Origin of the sequence: Actinoplanes sandaracinus (assembly GCF_030009775.1) — a bacterium.
GTDB lineage: Bacteria > Actinomycetota > Actinomycetes > Mycobacteriales > Micromonosporaceae > Actinoplanes > Actinoplanes sandaracinus.
In genome coordinates this window covers 181,562-197,826 of record NZ_JASCTH010000006.1, presented here as the reverse complement: position 1 = coordinate 197,826, position 16,265 = coordinate 181,562, and the positions used below count along the sequence as shown (strand labels likewise).

Annotated in this window: 19 protein-coding genes; 15 read left to right on the top strand and 4 right to left on the bottom strand. The window is 70.2% G+C overall.

The genetic code is table 11. The annotated features are described in order from the left end of the window. Positions 1-6: 6 nt before the first annotated feature. The 6 genes from QLQ12_RS11270 to QLQ12_RS11245 all read left to right on the top strand — a co-directional run bounded on the left by QLQ12_RS11270 (position 7) and on the right by QLQ12_RS11245 (position 5,841). Complete coding sequence (locus tag QLQ12_RS11270; protein WP_282759219.1) at positions 7-1,152, top strand: LCP family protein; 1,146 nt, start codon at positions 7-9, stop codon at positions 1,150-1,152. A gap of 112 nt (positions 1,153-1,264) precedes the next feature. After that, positions 1,265-2,446 (top strand): LCP family protein, encoded by a 1,182-nt coding sequence (locus QLQ12_RS11265; RefSeq protein WP_282759217.1) that lies wholly within the window; start codon positions 1,265-1,267, stop codon positions 2,444-2,446. Positions 2,447-2,474: 28 nt separating this feature from the next. Continuing rightward, complete coding sequence (locus tag QLQ12_RS11260) at positions 2,475-2,810, top strand: rhodanese-like domain-containing protein (RefSeq protein ID WP_282759215.1); 336 nt, start codon at positions 2,475-2,477, stop codon at positions 2,808-2,810. Between the two features lie 9 nt (positions 2,811-2,819). Beyond that, positions 2,820-3,611 (top strand): glycerophosphodiester phosphodiesterase, encoded by a 792-nt coding sequence (locus tag QLQ12_RS11255; RefSeq protein ID WP_282759213.1) that lies wholly within the window; start codon positions 2,820-2,822, stop codon positions 3,609-3,611. An 84-nt stretch (positions 3,612-3,695) separates the two neighbouring features. After that, the gene (locus QLQ12_RS11250; protein WP_282759212.1) at positions 3,696-4,895 is read left to right on the top strand and encodes a sensor histidine kinase; all 1,200 of its coding nucleotides are present in this window, start codon (positions 3,696-3,698) and stop codon (positions 4,893-4,895) included. 70 nt (positions 4,896-4,965) lie between these two features. Then, complete coding sequence (locus tag QLQ12_RS11245) at positions 4,966-5,841, top strand: DUF5926 family protein (protein ID WP_282759210.1); 876 nt, start codon at positions 4,966-4,968, stop codon at positions 5,839-5,841. Positions 5,842-5,868: 27 nt separating this feature from the next. Here the strand turns inward: QLQ12_RS11245 and QLQ12_RS11240 are convergent, their stop codons facing one another. Further along, the gene (locus QLQ12_RS11240; protein WP_282759209.1) at positions 5,869-7,062 is read right to left on the bottom strand and encodes an arginine deiminase; all 1,194 of its coding nucleotides are present in this window, start codon (positions 7,060-7,062) and stop codon (positions 5,869-5,871) included. A 284-nt stretch (positions 7,063-7,346) separates the two neighbouring features. Between QLQ12_RS11240 and QLQ12_RS11235 the strand changes: the two genes are divergently transcribed. From QLQ12_RS11235 to pheA, 5 genes are all read left to right on the top strand, one after another. After that, complete coding sequence (locus QLQ12_RS11235) at positions 7,347-8,090, top strand: hypothetical protein (protein ID WP_282759207.1); 744 nt, start codon at positions 7,347-7,349, stop codon at positions 8,088-8,090. Between the two features lie 73 nt (positions 8,091-8,163). Next, complete coding sequence (locus tag QLQ12_RS11230; protein WP_282759206.1) at positions 8,164-8,625, top strand: hypothetical protein; 462 nt, start codon at positions 8,164-8,166, stop codon at positions 8,623-8,625. Positions 8,626-8,708: 83 nt separating this feature from the next. After that, positions 8,709-9,095, top strand: a complete 387-nt coding sequence (locus QLQ12_RS11225; protein ID WP_282759205.1) for an ACT domain-containing protein — start codon at positions 8,709-8,711, stop codon at positions 9,093-9,095. Positions 9,096-9,119: 24 nt separating this feature from the next. Continuing rightward, complete coding sequence (locus QLQ12_RS11220; protein ID WP_282759203.1) at positions 9,120-9,692, top strand: hypothetical protein; 573 nt, start codon at positions 9,120-9,122, stop codon at positions 9,690-9,692. A 64-nt stretch (positions 9,693-9,756) separates the two neighbouring features. Beyond that, the gene (gene pheA, locus QLQ12_RS11215) at positions 9,757-10,698 is read left to right on the top strand and encodes a prephenate dehydratase (RefSeq protein ID WP_282759201.1); all 942 of its coding nucleotides are present in this window, start codon (positions 9,757-9,759) and stop codon (positions 10,696-10,698) included. Positions 10,699-10,714: 16 nt separating this feature from the next. Here pheA and QLQ12_RS11210 read toward each other — a convergent pair whose 3' ends face one another. The 3 genes from QLQ12_RS11210 to QLQ12_RS11200 all read right to left on the bottom strand — a co-directional run bounded on the left by QLQ12_RS11210 (position 10,715) and on the right by QLQ12_RS11200 (position 12,333). Further along, positions 10,715-11,458 carry an AIM24 family protein gene (locus QLQ12_RS11210; protein WP_282759199.1) on the bottom strand — a complete coding sequence of 248 codons (744 nt, stop codon included), beginning with the start codon at positions 11,456-11,458 and terminating at the stop codon, positions 10,715-10,717. Positions 11,459-11,488: 30 nt separating this feature from the next. Further along, entirely contained in the window at positions 11,489-11,830 is a 342-nt protein-coding gene (locus QLQ12_RS11205) for a metallopeptidase family protein (RefSeq protein WP_282759400.1), read from the bottom strand. Positions 11,831-11,904: 74 nt separating this feature from the next. Further along, positions 11,905-12,333, bottom strand: coding sequence for an OsmC family protein (locus QLQ12_RS11200; RefSeq protein ID WP_282759198.1), 429 nt, complete (start codon positions 12,331-12,333; stop codon positions 11,905-11,907). A gap of 67 nt (positions 12,334-12,400) precedes the next feature. On the opposite strand from QLQ12_RS11200, the gene QLQ12_RS11195 reads away from it, so the two are divergent. From QLQ12_RS11195 to QLQ12_RS11180, 4 genes are all read left to right on the top strand, one after another. After that, the gene (locus QLQ12_RS11195) at positions 12,401-13,084 is read left to right on the top strand and encodes a hypothetical protein (RefSeq protein ID WP_282759196.1); all 684 of its coding nucleotides are present in this window, start codon (positions 12,401-12,403) and stop codon (positions 13,082-13,084) included. A gap of 55 nt (positions 13,085-13,139) precedes the next feature. Further along, positions 13,140-14,396 carry a serine--tRNA ligase gene (gene serS, locus QLQ12_RS11190; RefSeq protein ID WP_282759194.1) on the top strand — a complete coding sequence of 419 codons (1,257 nt, stop codon included), beginning with the start codon at positions 13,140-13,142 and terminating at the stop codon, positions 14,394-14,396. A gap of 102 nt (positions 14,397-14,498) precedes the next feature. After that, the gene (locus QLQ12_RS11185; protein WP_282759193.1) at positions 14,499-15,308 is read left to right on the top strand and encodes an HAD family hydrolase; all 810 of its coding nucleotides are present in this window, start codon (positions 14,499-14,501) and stop codon (positions 15,306-15,308) included. Beyond that, on the top strand, positions 15,308-16,117 hold the full coding sequence (locus QLQ12_RS11180) for a Cof-type HAD-IIB family hydrolase (protein WP_282759192.1): 810 nt from the start codon (positions 15,308-15,310) through the stop codon (positions 16,115-16,117). The genes QLQ12_RS11185 and QLQ12_RS11180 overlap by 1 nt, the downstream gene beginning before the upstream one ends. Positions 16,118-16,265 lie beyond the last annotated feature (148 nt).

The following is a 16,265-nucleotide window of genomic DNA, read 5'->3' as shown; positions in this document are numbered from 1 at the left end:
GGTGTCATGTCTGCCACCACCTCTCCCAGCGGTAACTCCTCCGGACGAGCATTCGTGCCCGGGCCGGGCCGGCCCCCGCGCGGTGGTGATGACTTCGGCCCGCGTGGCCCGATCGGGCCCGGCGGCCGTGGCCCCGGCCGCTCCTACGGCGGCCGCCGCCCGAAGCCGCGCTGGGGCCGGATCGCCCTCGTGATCGGCGTGATCGTCCTGGTGCTCGCCGTGGTCGCCGGGATAGCGGCGTACGGGTACATCTCCGGGGTCGACAAGGAGCTCAAGCGCACCAACGCCTTCTCCGGGATCACCGCGGAGCGGCCCGGCAAGGCCGTCGAGGGCGCCTTCAACATCCTGCTGATCGGCACCGACTCGCGTGACCCGGACGCCAAGCAGGACCAGGCGAACCAGTGGCGCGCCGACACGCTGATCCTGATGCACGTGCCGGCGGACCACCAGTCGGCGCAGCTCGTCTCGATCCCGCGCGACCTCTGGGTGAGCATCCCGAGCGGTGACAACGCGCCGTGCAGCTCCGGCAGCCGCGCCAAGATCAACGCAGCGTTCGCCTTCGGTGGCATCCCGCGCGCGGTCCGCACCGTGGAGTGCATGACCGACGTCCGCCTGGACCACGTCATGGCGATCGACTTCGGCGGCTTCAAGGAGGTCACCGACGCGCTCGGCGGCGTCGACCTCAAGGTGGAACAGGACACCACCTCGATCCACAAGCCGTTCCGGGAGTTCAAGAAGGGCACCATGCACATGGACGGTGCGCAGGCCCTGGACTGGATCCGGCAGCGCAAGCAGTTCCCCCGCGGCGACTTCGCCCGCATGCAGCACCAGCAGGACTTCCTCAAGGCCGTGATGGACAAGGCGGCCAGCAGCGGCACCCTCAGCAACCCGGCGAAGCTCAACGACTTCCTGGACTCGGTGACCAAGGCCGTCACGGTCGACGAGAACTTCTCCCTGAAGGACGCGGCGGTCCAGTTCCGCAACCTCCGCGGTGAGAACCTCACCTTCCTCACCAGCCCCAACAAGGGCAGCGAGACGATCGAGGGCCAGTCGGTCGTGGTCTCCGACCGGGAGAAGGCGCTGGCCCTCTACAAGGCCATGGCCGCCGACAAGATGGCCGAGTGGATCGCCGCGAACCCCGTGAAGAAGTAAGCGCCGGCTGTCAAGGAACTGTGACTTCATTCCGAAACGCGACAGACCTTCAGTTGTCCAGGACGTATCCGTAAGGTGATGCAGCCCCTCGCTCTCATCCATGGAGTGCTGCATGACCGTTACCACCGAACGGCAGTCGCCGGCGCGGACCGGGTTCGATCCCGCACCCGTCCCGCCGGCCCCGCCCAGCGAAAGCGGGCAGGACAAGCGCCGGTCCCCTCTGTGGGCCAAGCTGTCCCTGTCATTCGGTGTGGTGCTCCTGGTCGCCAGCGGGGGCGGCCTGGCCGCCGGGCAGACGCTGATCAGCCGGTCGACCGAGTCGATCGCGGTGACGAACCTGACCGGCGACGCCAAGAAGACCGTCGAAGAGGGCGGCGGCAGTGACCTCCAGGGACCGATCGACCTGCTGCTGATGGGCGTGGACGCCCGGGCCCGGTGGGCGGCGGACGAGGTGCGCGCCGACACCATCATCATCCTGCACATCCCGGCCAGCCACGATCAGGCCTACCTGGTCTCCGTCCCGCGGGACACCGAGGTCGAGGTTCCGGCGTTCGCGCCGAGCAAGTACCCGGGCGGCACGGTGAAGGCGACCGAGGCCTTCTACTGGGGCGCACAGAACGGCGCCGGCTGGGCCGGCGGCGCCCAACTGCTCGCCAAGACCTTGAAGAACGCGACCGGCATCAGCTTCGACGGCGCCGCGATCATCAACTTCGGCGGCTTCAAGAACGTGATCGACGAGCTGGGCGGCGTCAAGATGTGCGTCGACCAGCAGGTCACCTCGAAGCACATGGTCTACGTCGACGGCGAGCCGACGTACCTGGCCGAGGCCCGCAAGAGCGGCAAGGCCCAGAAGCCGGTGGTGCACAAGGTCGGCTGCCAGGACATGGAGGGCTGGGAGGCTCTCGACTACGCGAGGCAGCGTTACGGCCTGAAGAACGGCGACTACGACCGTCAGCGTCACCAGCAGCAGCTGATCAAGGCGATGGCGAAGAAGGCGGCGTCGGGCGGCCTCCTGGACAACCCGCTCAAGGTCAGCTCGCTGGTCCAGACGGCCGGCAAGTCCCTGGTCCTGGACGTCGGCGACATCGAGATCGCCGACTTCGTCCTGGGCCTCAAGGACGTCGCGGCCAACGACATGGTGCTCCTGCGCACCAACGGGGGCACCTTCGCCGGCAACGCCAGCGGGCGCGAGACGCTCAACGACACCACGCAGGCCATGTTCGACGCGGTGAAGAAGGACCGGCTCGACCAGTTCGTCCTCGACAACCCGGGCGTCGTGGCCAACGAAAAATAGCCGGGACCCGACCCCTAAACTGGTCCTCGTGTTCGGACCCCAGGTTCCCAGCGTCACCGCTGATCAAGTCGCCCCCGGCGCCTACCTGCTCGATGTGCGCGAGCCCGACGAGTGGGAGGCCGGCCATGCCCCCGGCGCGCACCACCTGCCGATGATGGAGGTGCCGGCCCGGATCGCCGAGGTGCCGGCCGACGGCGAGGTGGTGGTCGTGTGCCGGGCCGGCGGACGATCCGGCCAGGTCGTCGCCTATCTGATGAACCACGGCTGGGACAACGTGCGCAACCTCGACGGCGGCATGCAGTCGTGGGCCGCCGCGGGCAGAGACGTGGTGACCGAGAACGGGCAGCCGGCTCGCGTGTTGTGAGAGCGTGCCGTGAGCGAGGAGTACCGCCCTCTCGTCTTCGCCCATCGCGGAGGCGCTGAGGCACTTCCCGAGCACACGCTCGGGGCTTATCTGCGCGCCCTCGACGAGGGGGCGGACGGCCTGGAGTGCGACATCCGGCTGACCCGGGACGGGCATCTGATCTGCGTGCACGACAGCAGACTGGACCGCACCAGCAACGGGCGGGGCCGGGTCAGTTCCAAGACCCTGGCCGAGCTGGACGCCCTCAACTTCGGGTCCTGGCATCCCGGCTATCCGGCCGACACCGAGGTGCCCGATCTCGCCCGGTTGCTCACCCTGGAGCGGCTGCTGGACGCGGTGCTCTCCCGCGGGCGCCCGGTGCGGCTGCTGATCGAGACGAAGCACCCGTCCCGCTACGGTGCCGAGGTGGAGCGCCGGCTCATCCGGATGCTGCGGCACTTCGGCCTGGCCGATCCGAAACCGGACGACCCCGTACAGGTCACCGTGATGTCCTTCGCGGCGCTCGCGCTGCGCCGCGTCCGGGCGCAGGCGCCCGGCGTGCCGACCGTCTACCTGATGGAGATGACACCGCCCGGCGTCGGCCGTGGCCGGCTGCCGTTCGGCGCCCGGACCGCCGGGCCGGGCATCGAGCTGGTCCGGGCCCGGCCGGCGCTGTTACCGGCGATCAAGGCGGCCGGACATCAGGCGTATGTCTGGACGGTCAACGAGGCCGAGGATCTCGACCTGGTGCTGGAGCACCGGGTGGACGGCGTGATCACCGACCGTCCCGGGTTCGTGCTCGACCGGCTCCAGCGGGTGTGACGTGTACCACTTGGTGCCGGTCAACCTCAGGATCCGCTTAGGTTCGTCTGCCCAAAACGCGGCAGGAGAGGCAAACTCGCAGGCATGCCGGACCATCCCGACTATGCGGCCCTGACCCGGGGTCAGGTCGCGGTCCTCGACCGCGTCAACTCCGGTGACGCGGGGCTGTCCGTGCTGCAGCAGGTGGTCCGGCTCGCCGAGGAGACGCTCGGTGCGCGCGGCGCCGGCTTCGCGGAGTACGCGAAGGACCACGGCCGCATCATCGCGGCCACCGGAGCGTGCGCTCCCGCCATCGGCCGGCGGATGGACCATCCCGGCGACCGGCTCCTCGACCGGCGGACCCTGCTGGTGCCGCTCGACTCGGTCAACGACGAGTTCGCCCGCCTGATCGAGGGCGGCGACCTGCGGCACATGCTCGGCGCCCGGTGCGAGCACGGCAGCGCCATCGTCGGTTCCCTGCACGTCTACTTCGACGCCCACGTGGGCGAGCCGGGCCCCGAGCACCACGCCGTGCTCGAGCTACTCGCCGCCCTCGCCGGCCAGCTCTACGGGCTGGGCGCCGGGTTGCCCGCGCACGGCGAACCGGCCCCCGACGAGGTCCGCCGCCAGGCCGACCGCGACCTCTGGGTCGCGGTGACCAGCCACGAGCTGCGCACTCCGGTCACCGTCATCAAGGGGTACGCCGACACCCTCACCAACCACTGGGACGCCCTGGGCGAGCCGGGCCGGCACGAGGCGGTCCGGGTGATCGGCACCCGGGCCGGTGAGCTGGCCCGCCTGGTGGACCGGCTGCTCTCCGCAGCCAGCGAGGAGGACGGCTCGGTGGGCGCCTCCCCGGCCGGACCGTTCGATCTGGTGGAAGCGCTGCGCGAAGCCGTCGCGGCGCTGCCCGGCGACCTGCGTCAGCGGCTGCTGCTGACGCACATGCCCGGCGACCTGCCGAAGGCGTACGGCAACCGCGACTCGATCGCCACCATCCTCACCGAACTGGCCACCAACGCCGAAAAGTACTCGGAACCGGACACGACGGTCGAGGTCTGCGCCGGGACGGACGACGACACGCTCCGGTTCCGGGTCGCCGATCGCGGGGTGGGCATCGCCCCGCAGCACGTGGAACAAGCCTTCGACCGTTACTGGCAGGCCGACTCGGGGCATCACCGGGCCGGCGCCGGCCTCGGCCTCTACCTGGTCAGGCGGCTGGTGGAGCGGCAGAACGGGTGGGTCTCGCTGCGTCCCCGCGAGGGTGGCGGCACGGTCGCCGAGGTGCGGCTTCCCCGGGCCTGAGACCGACCCGTCCGACATTCGGTGGCCCACGTCACCGGTTCCCGGTAGGTACCGCTTAGGCTGGTTCCTCGTGAGCAAGCGTCGCAAGTCCCGCGAAACCGCACCGAAGACGAAGGTGCGCGACATCTTCGTCGCCCGCCCGTTCGAAGGCCTGGCGGACGAACCGGAGTGGGTCGCCCTCCGTGAGCTGGTCCCGGCCGCCTCGGCGCCGCTGACCCTGAAGCCGGAGATCGTCGAGGAGTACGGCGACCGCTCGGTGATCCTGTCCACGGTGCTGCCGATGGCGTGGCCGGCGATGGCCCGCCAGGACGGCACGGTGTTCATCGGCCTCCAGCGGCACCTCCAGTCCGGTGACGTCTCCCGTGACCTGGCCGTGGCGATCCTGGGCGCCCTGGCCACCGAGCCGGGCAACACGGTGTCCGTGCCGTCCCTGCCGGGTGAGGGCCTCCGCCTCCAGGACCTGCTGGTCGACAACCCACTCGAGATCACCATGCACGACGGTTTCGAGTACTGGCTGGACGCCGACCAGATGCAGGACGCCACCGTGAAGGCGTCACTGGAGCGGGCCAACGCCTCGATCTACCCGACCGTGCGGCTGGCCGCCGCCAAGGCCGCCTACTGGTGCCGGGTGGCGCCGGACAAGAGCCACGTCCGCTGGGTGCTGGGCGAGCCGGAGGACAAGGCGCTGAACGCCCTCTCCCGGCTGTCCGCCTCTGGGGACCTGCTGCTCGGCGAGGGCACCAAGTTCGCCGGCATGTTCCGTGCGCACGGCCTGCTGGTCCCGGTCTGGGACGTGCCGGGTGAGCCGGAGGGCGCCGAGTTCGAGGCTCCCCTCGCCGACTTCGCCAAGCGGTACGCCGACACCCTGGCCGTCGACGAGCCCTTGGACGCGGCCGCCCGCCGAGCCAAGCAGGGCCTGATCGGCCGCCAGCTGACCCTGCGCTGACCGTACCCCCGGCAAAGGGTTTGATCTTCAGCGAAGCGGGTCGCGCTGGATGGGGCAACTCATGCAGCGTGGCCCGCCCCGGCCGGAACCGAGTTCCGAGCCGCTGATCCGGACCACCTCGATCCCGGCGCTCTCCAGCTGGGCGTTGGTCTCGACGTTGCGCTCGTAGGCGACACAGAGCCGCGGGGCGATGGCCAGGGTGTTGTTGCCGTCGTCCCACTGTTCGCGCTCGGCGGTGACCGGGTCCAGTCCGGTGTCGATGACGCGGAGCCGGTCGATGCCCATCGCGTCGGCGGCGGCCTCCAGGAACGGGCGCGGCTCCCGGACCCGTAGCTCGCCCCCGGGCTCGCCGGTGACCGTCCACGCCCGCAGGGTGTGTGCCAGGTTCGGGTACATCACCACGGCGTCGACGTCCACCATCGTGCAGACGGTGTCGAGGTGCATGGTGGCCCGCTCCTGAGCGATCGGCACGGCCAGCACGGTGTGTGCGAGGCCGGCCGCGATCACCCGCTGGGCCAGCCGCTCGGCGCCGGCCGGGGTGGTCCGCTCGCCGACGCCGATGGCCAGCACCTCCGGAGCGAGGACCAGCACGTCCCCACCCTCGACGTGCTCCAGGGACGGGTCGAAGAGCAGTTCGGTGCCGGCGAAGCGCGGATGATGGCGGTAGACGGCGTGGGTGAGGGTGGTCTCCCGCCGCCGGGCCCGCATCGCCAGGCTGGTGACCGCGACCCGGTCGCGCACCCACACCGACGAGTCGCGGGTGAACAGCAGGTTCGGCAGCGGGTCGATGACGAACTCGTGCCGGTCCATCATCTCGTAGACCAGCCCGCCGCCGCCCGACTTGATCTCCTCATGCGCGAGGCCGGCGACGAGCACCTCGGCGAGGCGGGCCGGGTCCTGGTCGGCCAGGTAGCCGGCGACCGTGGCGCGCAGCGAGTCACCGAGGCGGCGGTCGGAGAGGACCCCCGCGGTGAGCTCGGTCCGCGCCTCCGGCACGGACAGCGTCTCGGTGATCAGATCGCCCAGGTAGAGCACCTCGACACCACGGCTGCGGAGCGCCTCGGCGAAGGCGTCGTGCTCCTCCTGGGCGCGGCTCACCCAGGGGATGCCATCGAAGAGAAGCGAGTCGTTGTTGCGTGGGGTCAGTCTTGCGAGTTCCCCTGACGGGCGATGCAGCAGTACGGTACGGAGGCGGCTGACTTCACTGTCGACGTACACCATGCCGACGTTAGCCGGTACCGAGCGCTATCGGGCCGTGACGTTGTGACTAGATCTTGGGACAGTCATGCATCGGCCGGGACCGGGGGATAGCTTGGGAAGGTGCGATCGAGAATGCGGCACTCAGACGTACGGATGCACCATCCGAAAGAACTCGCTGTCGTGAATGCGGCATTCATCCATACTCATTCCCTTTCTTTCCCACCCCGTCGGCCTGTTCCGTAGGGACACGAGCACGTACGGTAGTTGGAAAAGAGAGCCCATCTGACCTTTTGCCGGAGGTCGCAGTGACTGTCTTCCCCGCCCGCCCCGCGCTGCCCATGCCGTCTCAAACTCTCACACCCGTCGACCGGACACGTCCGACGCCGTCCTTCCTGGAGGACACGCAGCGGATGCCCACCCCGGCCGAGTGGGCGCGCCGCCGTCGCGCCGAGCGGGGCGCACGCCGCCTCGAGGCCGCCGGAGCACGCGCTCTCACACGCCTCGACCGCCTCGGGCCCAACTGGCACATCGTGGACTGGCCGCGCACCGACATCTCGCAGGCCTACTACGAGCCCAACCCGGCCGACGACCGCGCCGGATTCCTCGCGATCGGCCCCGGTGGCGTCTTCGCCATCACGGTCGCCGATCACGGCCGATCCCGGGTCCTCATCGCCGGTGATGTGGTCCAGATCAACGGGAAGCGCCCGGAGTACATCTCCGAGGCTCGCCGTGACGCCCGTCGCGCCGCCAAGGCGATCTCCGCCGTCGTCGGGCTCAACGTCCCGGTGACCGCCGTGCTCACCTTCGTCGGTTCCGGCGTGATCAGCGTTCACGGCCTGCCGAAGGACTGTCTGGTCTCCACCGACAAGGAGCTCGACCGCCTGCTGATCGCCGGCGGGGCGAAGATCTCCCCGGCCACCGCGAACAAGCTGTCGGCCGTCGCCCACCATCCGGGCACCTGGTCGAACGCGCCTTATCGGCCCGGTCACGCCTACTCGTCGTACGGCGACGGACGGACGGCCGCTGACAAGCGGCTGACCCGCCGGTAACGTTCCTGACGACGCCGTCGAGGCCGACGTTTCCGCGTCGGCCTCGACGTCAACGAGGAGCGAGGAGGAGCCGGTGGCGCATGTTGAGCTCTCCCTCTCGGGAGCGTTCGTCCCTCAGGCCCGGACACCTTCGGAGGCCGAGTTCGTCACCAGCGTCGAGCGCTGGACGATGACGGTCACGACGGCGGACGAGCCCTGCCTGGTCATCGGAGCCGACGGCCTGATACTCGCGTTGTCGGCGTCGTGCAGCGAGATGCTCGGCCTGGGCAAGCCGTCCGAGGCCATCGGCCTGCGGCTCAACACGGCACTGCACCTCATCGACTTCACCGCGGGTGGCGGCCGCCTGGAGGAGCAGGAGACGGACAACATCCCGCCCCTGCTCGCACTCCGCAGCGAGCGACTGGCCCGCGGCCTGATGCGGGTCGTGCCGGGCGAGGGTGAGACCCCTCTCACGGTCGACGCGATCTCGACACCCCTGATGGCCGGCGACCGCGTGGGCGGAACCCTGACCTTCCTGTCCCCGGTACGGTACTGACATCCCTTTTGTTCACTACGATGTGGCGTTCACCGCAGGTAGCAACCATTGGTTGTTACAGATCCGCAACGTAGTCTGCGAAGATGCTCGATCTAGACCTGTTACCGGGTGAATACGCGGTGTGTCGGCTTCCCGCCGGCTCATCCCTGCCCTCCTCGCTCACCGCAGGTCCGGACGACAAGACGGTCATCTCGGTGACCTGGGGCGTCGACGAGCTCTCGGTGATCTGCCCCAACGACCGGGTGCCCGAGGGCGCGATCGTCGACACGGCCTGGCGGTGCTTCCGCGTCGCGGACCTCACTCTGGCCATGACCGGGGTGCTCGCCTCGCTGGTGGGGCCGCTCGCCGACGCCCGCGTCAACATCGTGACCTTCTCGACGTACGACACGGATTACCTGCTGGTGCCCACGGTGCGGCTGACCGAGGCGGTCAATACTCTCGCCGCCGCGGGCCACCGTATCGCCAGCTGACCTCGCGGCTCCTACCATGAGGCCGTGTCCCCCCGCACGCTCCGCCTTCCACTGGTCGTGGGCGCCCTGCTGCTGAGCGCCGCCTGCGGCTCACCGCCCGAGAGCCTGCCGACCCGGCCGCCTCTGCCACGGGTCAGCGGCGGCCTGCCCGCCGGTGGGCTCGCGCCCTCGGCCGCCCCGACGACGGCCTGGTCCCCACCGGCCGTGACGCTGCCGACCCTGCCGGGCAACGGAACCCCGCCGCCGGCCGCGACCACCAGACCGGCCACCCCGACCACGCCGGCCGCCACGTCACCGAGCCCCACCCCCTCACGGGCCGCCCGGTGCGCCGGCGAGCCCACCGGCGCACAGGTCGTCGACCTGGCGAAGAAGGATCCCGCCGTCCCGGAGGGCGACCTGGCCGTGGTGGACGGCCCCTACTGCTCGGGGACCTGGAGCTTCACCATGATCGGGATGACCGGGGCGGAGCCGCTCTCGGTGGTCGCCACCGGCGTCGGAGCGGCCCTCACACTCGTCACTGCCGGCACCGACGTGTGCAATCCCCAGGTGAAAGCCGAGGCCCCGGCGGGCATCCGGGCGCTGGCCTGCGGTTTCTGACCAGACCCGTGCCACCCGGCCTTGCTCTCGCGAGATGGGTGCGGCAGCCCCTAGACTCTGGAAAATGCCCGGAACGCCGCCCACCCGCTTCGCGTACCTCGGTCCGGAGGGCACGTTCACCGAAGCGGCCCTGCGCACCATTCCCGCAGCTGAGCACGGGGTTCGCACCCCGGCGCGCAGTGTGCCCGAGGCCCTTGAGGCGGTGCGCGCCGGCGAGGCGGACGCTGCTCTCGTCCCGGTGGAGAACTCGGTAGGTGGCGCGGTCTCGGTCACGCTCGACGAACTGATCACCGGAAGCCCTCTGATGATCACGCGCGAGGTGCTGCTGCCGGTCGAGTTCGTGCTCGCCGCTCGCCGCCTGACCCCGCTCGCGGACATCCGCTCGATCGCCGCGCACCCGCAGGCCTCGGCCCAGTGCCGCCGCTGGCTGCAGGCGAACGCGCCGGACGCGGTGGTGGTCGACGTGCTCTCCAACGCGGCGGCGGCGATCAGCGCGGCAGCAGGGGAGCATGACGCGGCCCTGTGCGCCCCGATCGGCGTGAGCCGTAACAAACTGGCCGTGCTCGCCGAAAAGGTGGCCGACCGGGCTGAGGCCGTCACCCGCTTCGCGCTGCTCACCCGCCCCGGTCCGCCGGCCGCCCCGACCGGCGACGACGTCACCTCGCTGGCCGTGTCCATCCGGCACGACCAGGTCGGCGCGCTCCTCGCGGTGCTGACCGAACTGGCCGTGCGCGGCATCAACCTGTCCCGGATCGAGTCCCGGCCGACCGGGGAGCAGTTGGGGACGTACTTCTTCTTCCTGGACTGCACCGGCCACGTCGCCGAACCGCGGCTCGGCGAAGCCCTCCAGGGTCTCCGCCGGATCTGCGCCGAGGTCCGCTTCCTGGGCAGTTACCCCAAGCACCGCCTCCAGCCGGAGCCGCCGGTGGCGGCGCCGCCGGGCCTGTCCGACGGCGATTTCGCCGACTCGGCGGCCTGGCTGGCACGGCTGCGCTCCGGGTCGTGACCGCCGGCGGGCGCGCCTAGTCGTCGAACAGGTCGCTCAGGATGCCGCCGCCACCGCTGCTGGACTCCTTCTTGCCGCCGGCGCCGGCCAGGCCGGCCGGCGGCTCCTCGGACGGCTGCACGATGACGAAGCCCTGGCCGGCGAAGCTCATCGTGAAACGCTCACCCGTGGTGCGGCCCAGCAGGGTGCCGAGGTTGAACTGCTCGGCCTTGTGGAAACCGGTCTGCAGACTGGCCGACCAGGCGATCGCGGCCTGCGGGTCGACGAAGGTGGGCTGGTCGACGTTGAGCACCACGGGCGTGCCCTTGGTGGTGACCGCGATCCGCCCGTGACCGGAGAAGACGCAGTTGAACAGGCCGGCGTTGGACATCATGCCGGCACCGCCGACCATCTTGATGTCGTACTTCAGCGAGGAGTCGAAGGCCAGCACGTTCGCCCCGTTGATCGAGAGGGCGTCGCCCGGCTCCAGGTCGATCAGGTGGATGTCGGCGGCGTTCTCGGCGAGGAAGACGTCGCCGTTGCCGCGGACCCGCATCAGCGGGACACCCTCGCCGGTCAGCTTCTGCTTGAGGAACTTGCCGAGGCCGCCGGAGCCGAGCGCCTCGAAGGTCACCTGCCCCTGATAGGCCACCATCGAGCCGGTCCGGGCCATGAACTCGCCGTTCAGCTCGGCTTTGAGGAGTTTCGAGTTTTGCAGCCGGAGGCCCGGCTGGCTGTGTTCTTTCTCAAGGTTCTCGGCCGAGAAGAGATCGCTGCGCATGAGGCCAGCGTAGGTCGCGGAGACAACCCGTCAGCCCCAACCGAGTTCGTGCAGCCGCTGGTCGTCGATCCCGAAATGGTGGGCGATCTCGTGCACCACCGTGATCGCGACCTCGTCGACCACGTCCTCCTCGCTCTCGCAGAACTTGAGCGTGGGCAGCCGATAGATGGTGATGCGGTCGGGCAGCGCACCGGCGTAGTCCCACCCACGCTCGGTGAGCGCGGTGCCCTCGTAGAGGCCGAGCAGGTCGTCGCCGCCGTCCGCCGGCGCGTCCTCGACCAGGAAGACCACGTTGTTCAGCAGCGACATCAGCTCGACCGGCACCTCGTCGAGGGCCTCGCCGACCAGTTCCTCGAAACGTTCCTGACTCATCTCGACCGGCACGAGCCCATTGTGCCCGCGTTTCCGGCGCGGCCGGGCAAAGGACCGCGCCGGACCGGACTGTGTCAGGCCAGTTTCGCGACGAGGCTGATCTCCGCGCCCGGCTTGAGCAGGCGAGAGATCGGGCAGTTCTCCTTGGCGCCCTCGGCGAGCTCCTGGAACTTGGCATCGTCGATGCCGGGAACGTCGCCGACGGTCTCCAGGTCGATGCGGGAGACGCCGAAACCGGCGTCGGTCTTGTCGAGATGGACCTTCGCCACGGTCTCCACCGACGTGGGGGTGAAGCCCGCGTCGGCGAGGCCCTTCGAGAAGGCCATCGAGAAGCAGCCGGCGTGTGCGGCCGCGATCAGTTCCTCGGGGTTGGTCCCCTCGCCCTCCTCGAAACGCGACTTGAAGGAGTAGGCGCCCTGAAGGCCACCCTTGCCGGTCTTGACGGTGCCGGAACCCTCGGTGAGGTTCCCTTCCCAGCGGGCAGAAGAAGAACGAATAGGCATGACCAGAACGCTATCCGATATCTCGCCCGTTGGTCCGCCGACCGGGCGAGGGGCCATCATGGATCCCATGGCCGTGGATCCTCAGTCCCCGTCGGTGATCAGCTTCGGTGCCGCCGAAGGAGAGCCCGATCGTCAGCCGGCCCGGCGGGCGTTCCTCCGCGGCCTGCTCGACGACCAGCGCCTGCCGGTGCTGACGGCGGCTCTGGGCGCCGTGGCGGCTTTCGGTTCGCTGGTCTCCGAGTGGCAGACCACCACGATGGACGGGCTGACGCTCGGATCGGAGAACCTGAGCGAGGAACGGATCGTCCTCGGCACCCTGATCGACCTCGGCGGAGCGGGCGGCGGCTACGTGGCCGGGCTGCTGCTGCTGGCGGTCGCGGTCGTGCTGACCCTGTTCGGCCCGCCCGCCGGCCGGCCGTTCACGAGACTCGCCGGCTTCGCGGTGGGCGGCGTGCTCCTCGCGCTGGTCCTGGCGCTGGTTCAGCATCTCAGCCGGGTGAGCGTCCTGATCCCGCAGCACTATCCCCTGGACATGGCTCCCCTGCGGGTCGCGCTCGGGCGAGGGCTGTGGTGCGCGCTGGCCGCGGTGAGCGCCGCGCTGATCGCCCTGTGGCGGCCCACCGGCACGACGGCGCGCAAGCCCGCCCGGGCGGACGAGACGCCGGACGAGGACCCGCTCGACCTGAGCATCACCCCGACCACGCCGTTCGCCTCAGTGCCCGGCGAGCTGGACCAGCCCCACCGATCGTGACACCGGGGGATATCCGGGTGCTGACCGGACCCGGACGCCGGTAGGCTCGACAACCGTGATTGACCTGCGTCTGCTTCGTGAAGACCCCGACCTGATCCGCGCCAGCCAGCGGCTGCGCGGTGAGTCCACCGACCTCGTCGACGATCTGCTGCGTGCCGACGCCGAGCGCCGAGCCGCCACCCAGCGGTTCGAGGCGGTCCGCGCGGAGCAGCGGTCCATCGGCAAAGAGGTCGCGAAGGCTTCCGGGGACGAGCGTGCGGCGCTGCTGACGCGTACCAAGGATCTGGCCGTTGAGGTGAAGGCGGCCGAGGCCGCCGCCGGTGAGGCCGAGCAGGCGCTGAAGCGGGCGCACATGGCCGTGTCGAACGTGGTCGAGGGTGCCCCTCCCGGCGGTGAGGACGACTTCGTGGTGCTGCGCGAGGTCGGCGACCTCCCGCAGATCGAGAACCCGAAGGACCACCTGGAGATCGGCGAGGCTCTGCGCGCGATCGACACCGAACGCGGCGCGAAGGTCTCGGGGTCGCGGTTCTACTTCCTCACCGGCGTGGGCGCGCTGCTACAGCTCGGCATGCTGCAACTCGCCATCCAGCAGGCGGTCGAGCACGGCTTCATCCCGTCGATCACGCCGACCCTGGTCCGGCCCGAGTCGATGGAGGGCACCGGTTATCTGGGCGCCCACGCCAGCGAGGTCTACCGGCTGGAGGCCGACGATCTCTATCTGGTCGGCACCTCGGAGGTGGCGCTCGCGGCGTACCACTCGAACGAGATCCTCGACCTCGACGGGCCGCGCCGCTATGCCGGCTGGTCGTCGTGTTACCGCCGGGAAGCCGGCTCGCACGGCAAGGACGTGCGCGGCATCCTCCGGGTCCACCAGTTCGACAAGGTGGAGATGTTCTCGTTCTGCCGCCCCGAGGACGCGGCCGAGGAACACCAGCGCCTACTCGCCATGGAGGAGGAGATGCTGGCCAAGGTCGAGATTCCTTACCGGGTGATCGACGTGGCCGCCGGTGACCTCGGATCGAGCGCGGTCCGCAAGTTCGACTGCGAGGCGTGGGTGCCGTCGCAGAACCGCTACCGCGAGGTGACCTCGACGTCGAACACGACGACCTTCCAGGCCCGCCGGCTCAACATCCGTTACCGCGACGACAACGGCAAGCCGCAGACCGTCGCGACGCTGAACGGGACGCTCGCGACGACCCGGTGGCTGATCCCGATCCTGGAGAACCACCAGCAGCCGGACGGCTCGGTGCGGGTGCCGAAAGCGCTCCAGCCGTTCCTCGGCGGGCGCGACGTGCTCGAACCCTTCAAGTAAGCGCAACCGCTCGGCTACCAGATGTGATGGCAGCTGGTAGCCGAGCGGTGTAGCGTTCACCTTCCGCCCTCCGCGGGGGTCAGCCGACCCACGGAGGTTTCGATGAAGCCCGGGCTTCCCAAGCTGATCGCCACGGATCTCGACGGCACACTGGTTCGCACTGACGACACCGTTTCGGCGTACACCCATGAGGTTCTCGACCGGGTCCGCGCCGCCGGCATCCGGATCGTGGCCGCCACCGGGCGCGGCCCGCGTCTCACCTCTCTGACCCGCAACGACATCCGCGTCGCCGACTTCCTGGTGCTGGCGCAGGGCGGCTGGGTGCTCGATCTGGCGGACTCCCGCTACCTACGGCAGGCCCGCATGCCCGGCACTGCGCTGGGCGAGGCGCTCGGCGCCCTGGAGTCGGTGGCCGGCCCGCTCTCGGTCATGTTCGAGGCGCTGGAGCACGACGACGCCCCGCTCTGGGGTGACTACGACCCGACCTGGCGCTACCCCGTCACCGTCGAGTCCCGCACCCGCGCCGAGTGCCTCGGCGGCGAGGTGATCAAGGCATTCGCCCGGTCCTTCGAGCTGGGCGTCGACGAGTTGCTCGCCGCGGCCCACCGGGTGGTGCCGACCGACCTGGCGACGGTCACCCAGGCCGGTCTCGACTACGTGGAGATCTGCCCGGCCGGCGTCGACAAGGGCACCGGCCTGTCGGTGGTCGCCGAGGCCGTCGGAGTGGACCCGTCCGACGTCCTGGTCTTCGGTGACATGCCCAACGACCTGCCGATGTTCGCCTGGGCGGGCTGGGGCCGGGTCGCCGTCGCGAACGCCCATCCCACGCTTATGGCGGTCGCCGACGATGTGACGCTGACCAATGATCAGGACGGCGTCGCCGTCTATCTGGACCGGCTATTGTCGAGGTGATGCAAGCCGATCCCGAGGGGCCCTGGCGGCTCGTCGCCTCAGACATCGACGGCACGCTGATCACCAGCGAGCGCACCCTGAGCCCACGCACCCTCGATGTGCTGGCCCGCATTCCGGTGCCGGTGGTCGTCGTCACCGGCCGGCCGCTGCGCTGGCTGCAGCAGCTCTACGACCAGTTGCCGGCCCCGCTGCCGGCGATCTGCGCGAACGGCGCGGTGATCTACGACCCCGACAACGACCAGGTGCTGCGCGCCCAGCCACTCGCCGCCGAGATGCTGCTCGACGTGACGAAACGGCTGCGCGACGCCGTGCCCGACATCTCCCTCGCCGTCGAGATCGAGGACGGCCGTGCCTTCCTCCACGAGGACACCTGGTTGATCCGCTGGGAGCACGACCACCGGGTCCGGGTGATCGCCTCGGCCGAAGAGCTGACCTCGCTGCCGGCCGTCAAGCTTCTGGCCCGCTCGGACACCGCCGACCCCGACGACTTCCTGGCATTGGTCAGCAGCACACTCGGCGACCGGGTCGAGGCCACCCGCTCGTCCTCGTCCGCTCTCGTGGAGATCTCGGCGGCCGGCGTGACCAAGGCGGCCGGCCTGGCCTGGCTCTGCGAACGCCAGGGCATCACCGCCGACCAGGTGGTCGCCTTCGGCGACATGCCCAACGACATCCCGCTGCTGAGCTGGGCAGGCCGTGGTGTCGCCGTCGGCAACGCCCATCCCGCGCTGCGCGCGGTCGCCGACGAGGTGACCGGCACCAACGACGAGGACGGCGTCGCGGTCTACCTGGAGTCCCTCTTCAGCCTCTGATCTTGCACACAGCCTCTGATCCTGTGCACAGCCTCTGCTTCTGTACACCGCCGAGGCCCGCCCGCCGGACCACGCCCTCACGTGGCTCCCCGAGCGGGGGGGGCCCGCCCGGCGGGCCCGCGCCCCCCCCCGGCGCCCGGCGGGGGGC

Coding starts and splice junctions, on each gene's coding strand:
- QLQ12_RS11240 (WP_282759209.1), bottom strand. CDS start 7,062: ATGGTGTACGTCGACAGTGAAGTCAGCCGCCTCCGTACCGTACTGCTG.
- QLQ12_RS11270 (WP_282759219.1), top strand. CDS start 7: ATGTCTGCCACCACCTCTCCCAGCGGTAACTCCTCCGGACGAGCATTC.
- QLQ12_RS11225 (WP_282759205.1), top strand. CDS start 8,709: ATGCTCGATCTAGACCTGTTACCGGGTGAATACGCGGTGTGTCGGCTT.
- QLQ12_RS11205 (WP_282759400.1), bottom strand. CDS start 11,830: ATGAGTCAGGAACGTTTCGAGGAACTGGTCGGCGAGGCCCTCGACGAG.
- QLQ12_RS11200 (WP_282759198.1), bottom strand. CDS start 12,333: ATGCCTATTCGTTCTTCTTCTGCCCGCTGGGAAGGGAACCTCACCGAG.
- QLQ12_RS11210 (WP_282759199.1), bottom strand. CDS start 11,458: ATGCGCAGCGATCTCTTCTCGGCCGAGAACCTTGAGAAAGAACACAGC.
- QLQ12_RS11195 (WP_282759196.1), top strand. CDS start 12,401: ATGGCCGTGGATCCTCAGTCCCCGTCGGTGATCAGCTTCGGTGCCGCC.
- QLQ12_RS11180 (WP_282759192.1), top strand. CDS start 15,308: ATGCAAGCCGATCCCGAGGGGCCCTGGCGGCTCGTCGCCTCAGACATC.
- pheA (WP_282759201.1), top strand. CDS start 9,757: ATGCCCGGAACGCCGCCCACCCGCTTCGCGTACCTCGGTCCGGAGGGC.
- QLQ12_RS11265 (WP_282759217.1), top strand. CDS start 1,265: ATGACCGTTACCACCGAACGGCAGTCGCCGGCGCGGACCGGGTTCGAT.
- QLQ12_RS11185 (WP_282759193.1), top strand. CDS start 14,499: ATGAAGCCCGGGCTTCCCAAGCTGATCGCCACGGATCTCGACGGCACA.
- QLQ12_RS11250 (WP_282759212.1), top strand. CDS start 3,696: ATGCCGGACCATCCCGACTATGCGGCCCTGACCCGGGGTCAGGTCGCG.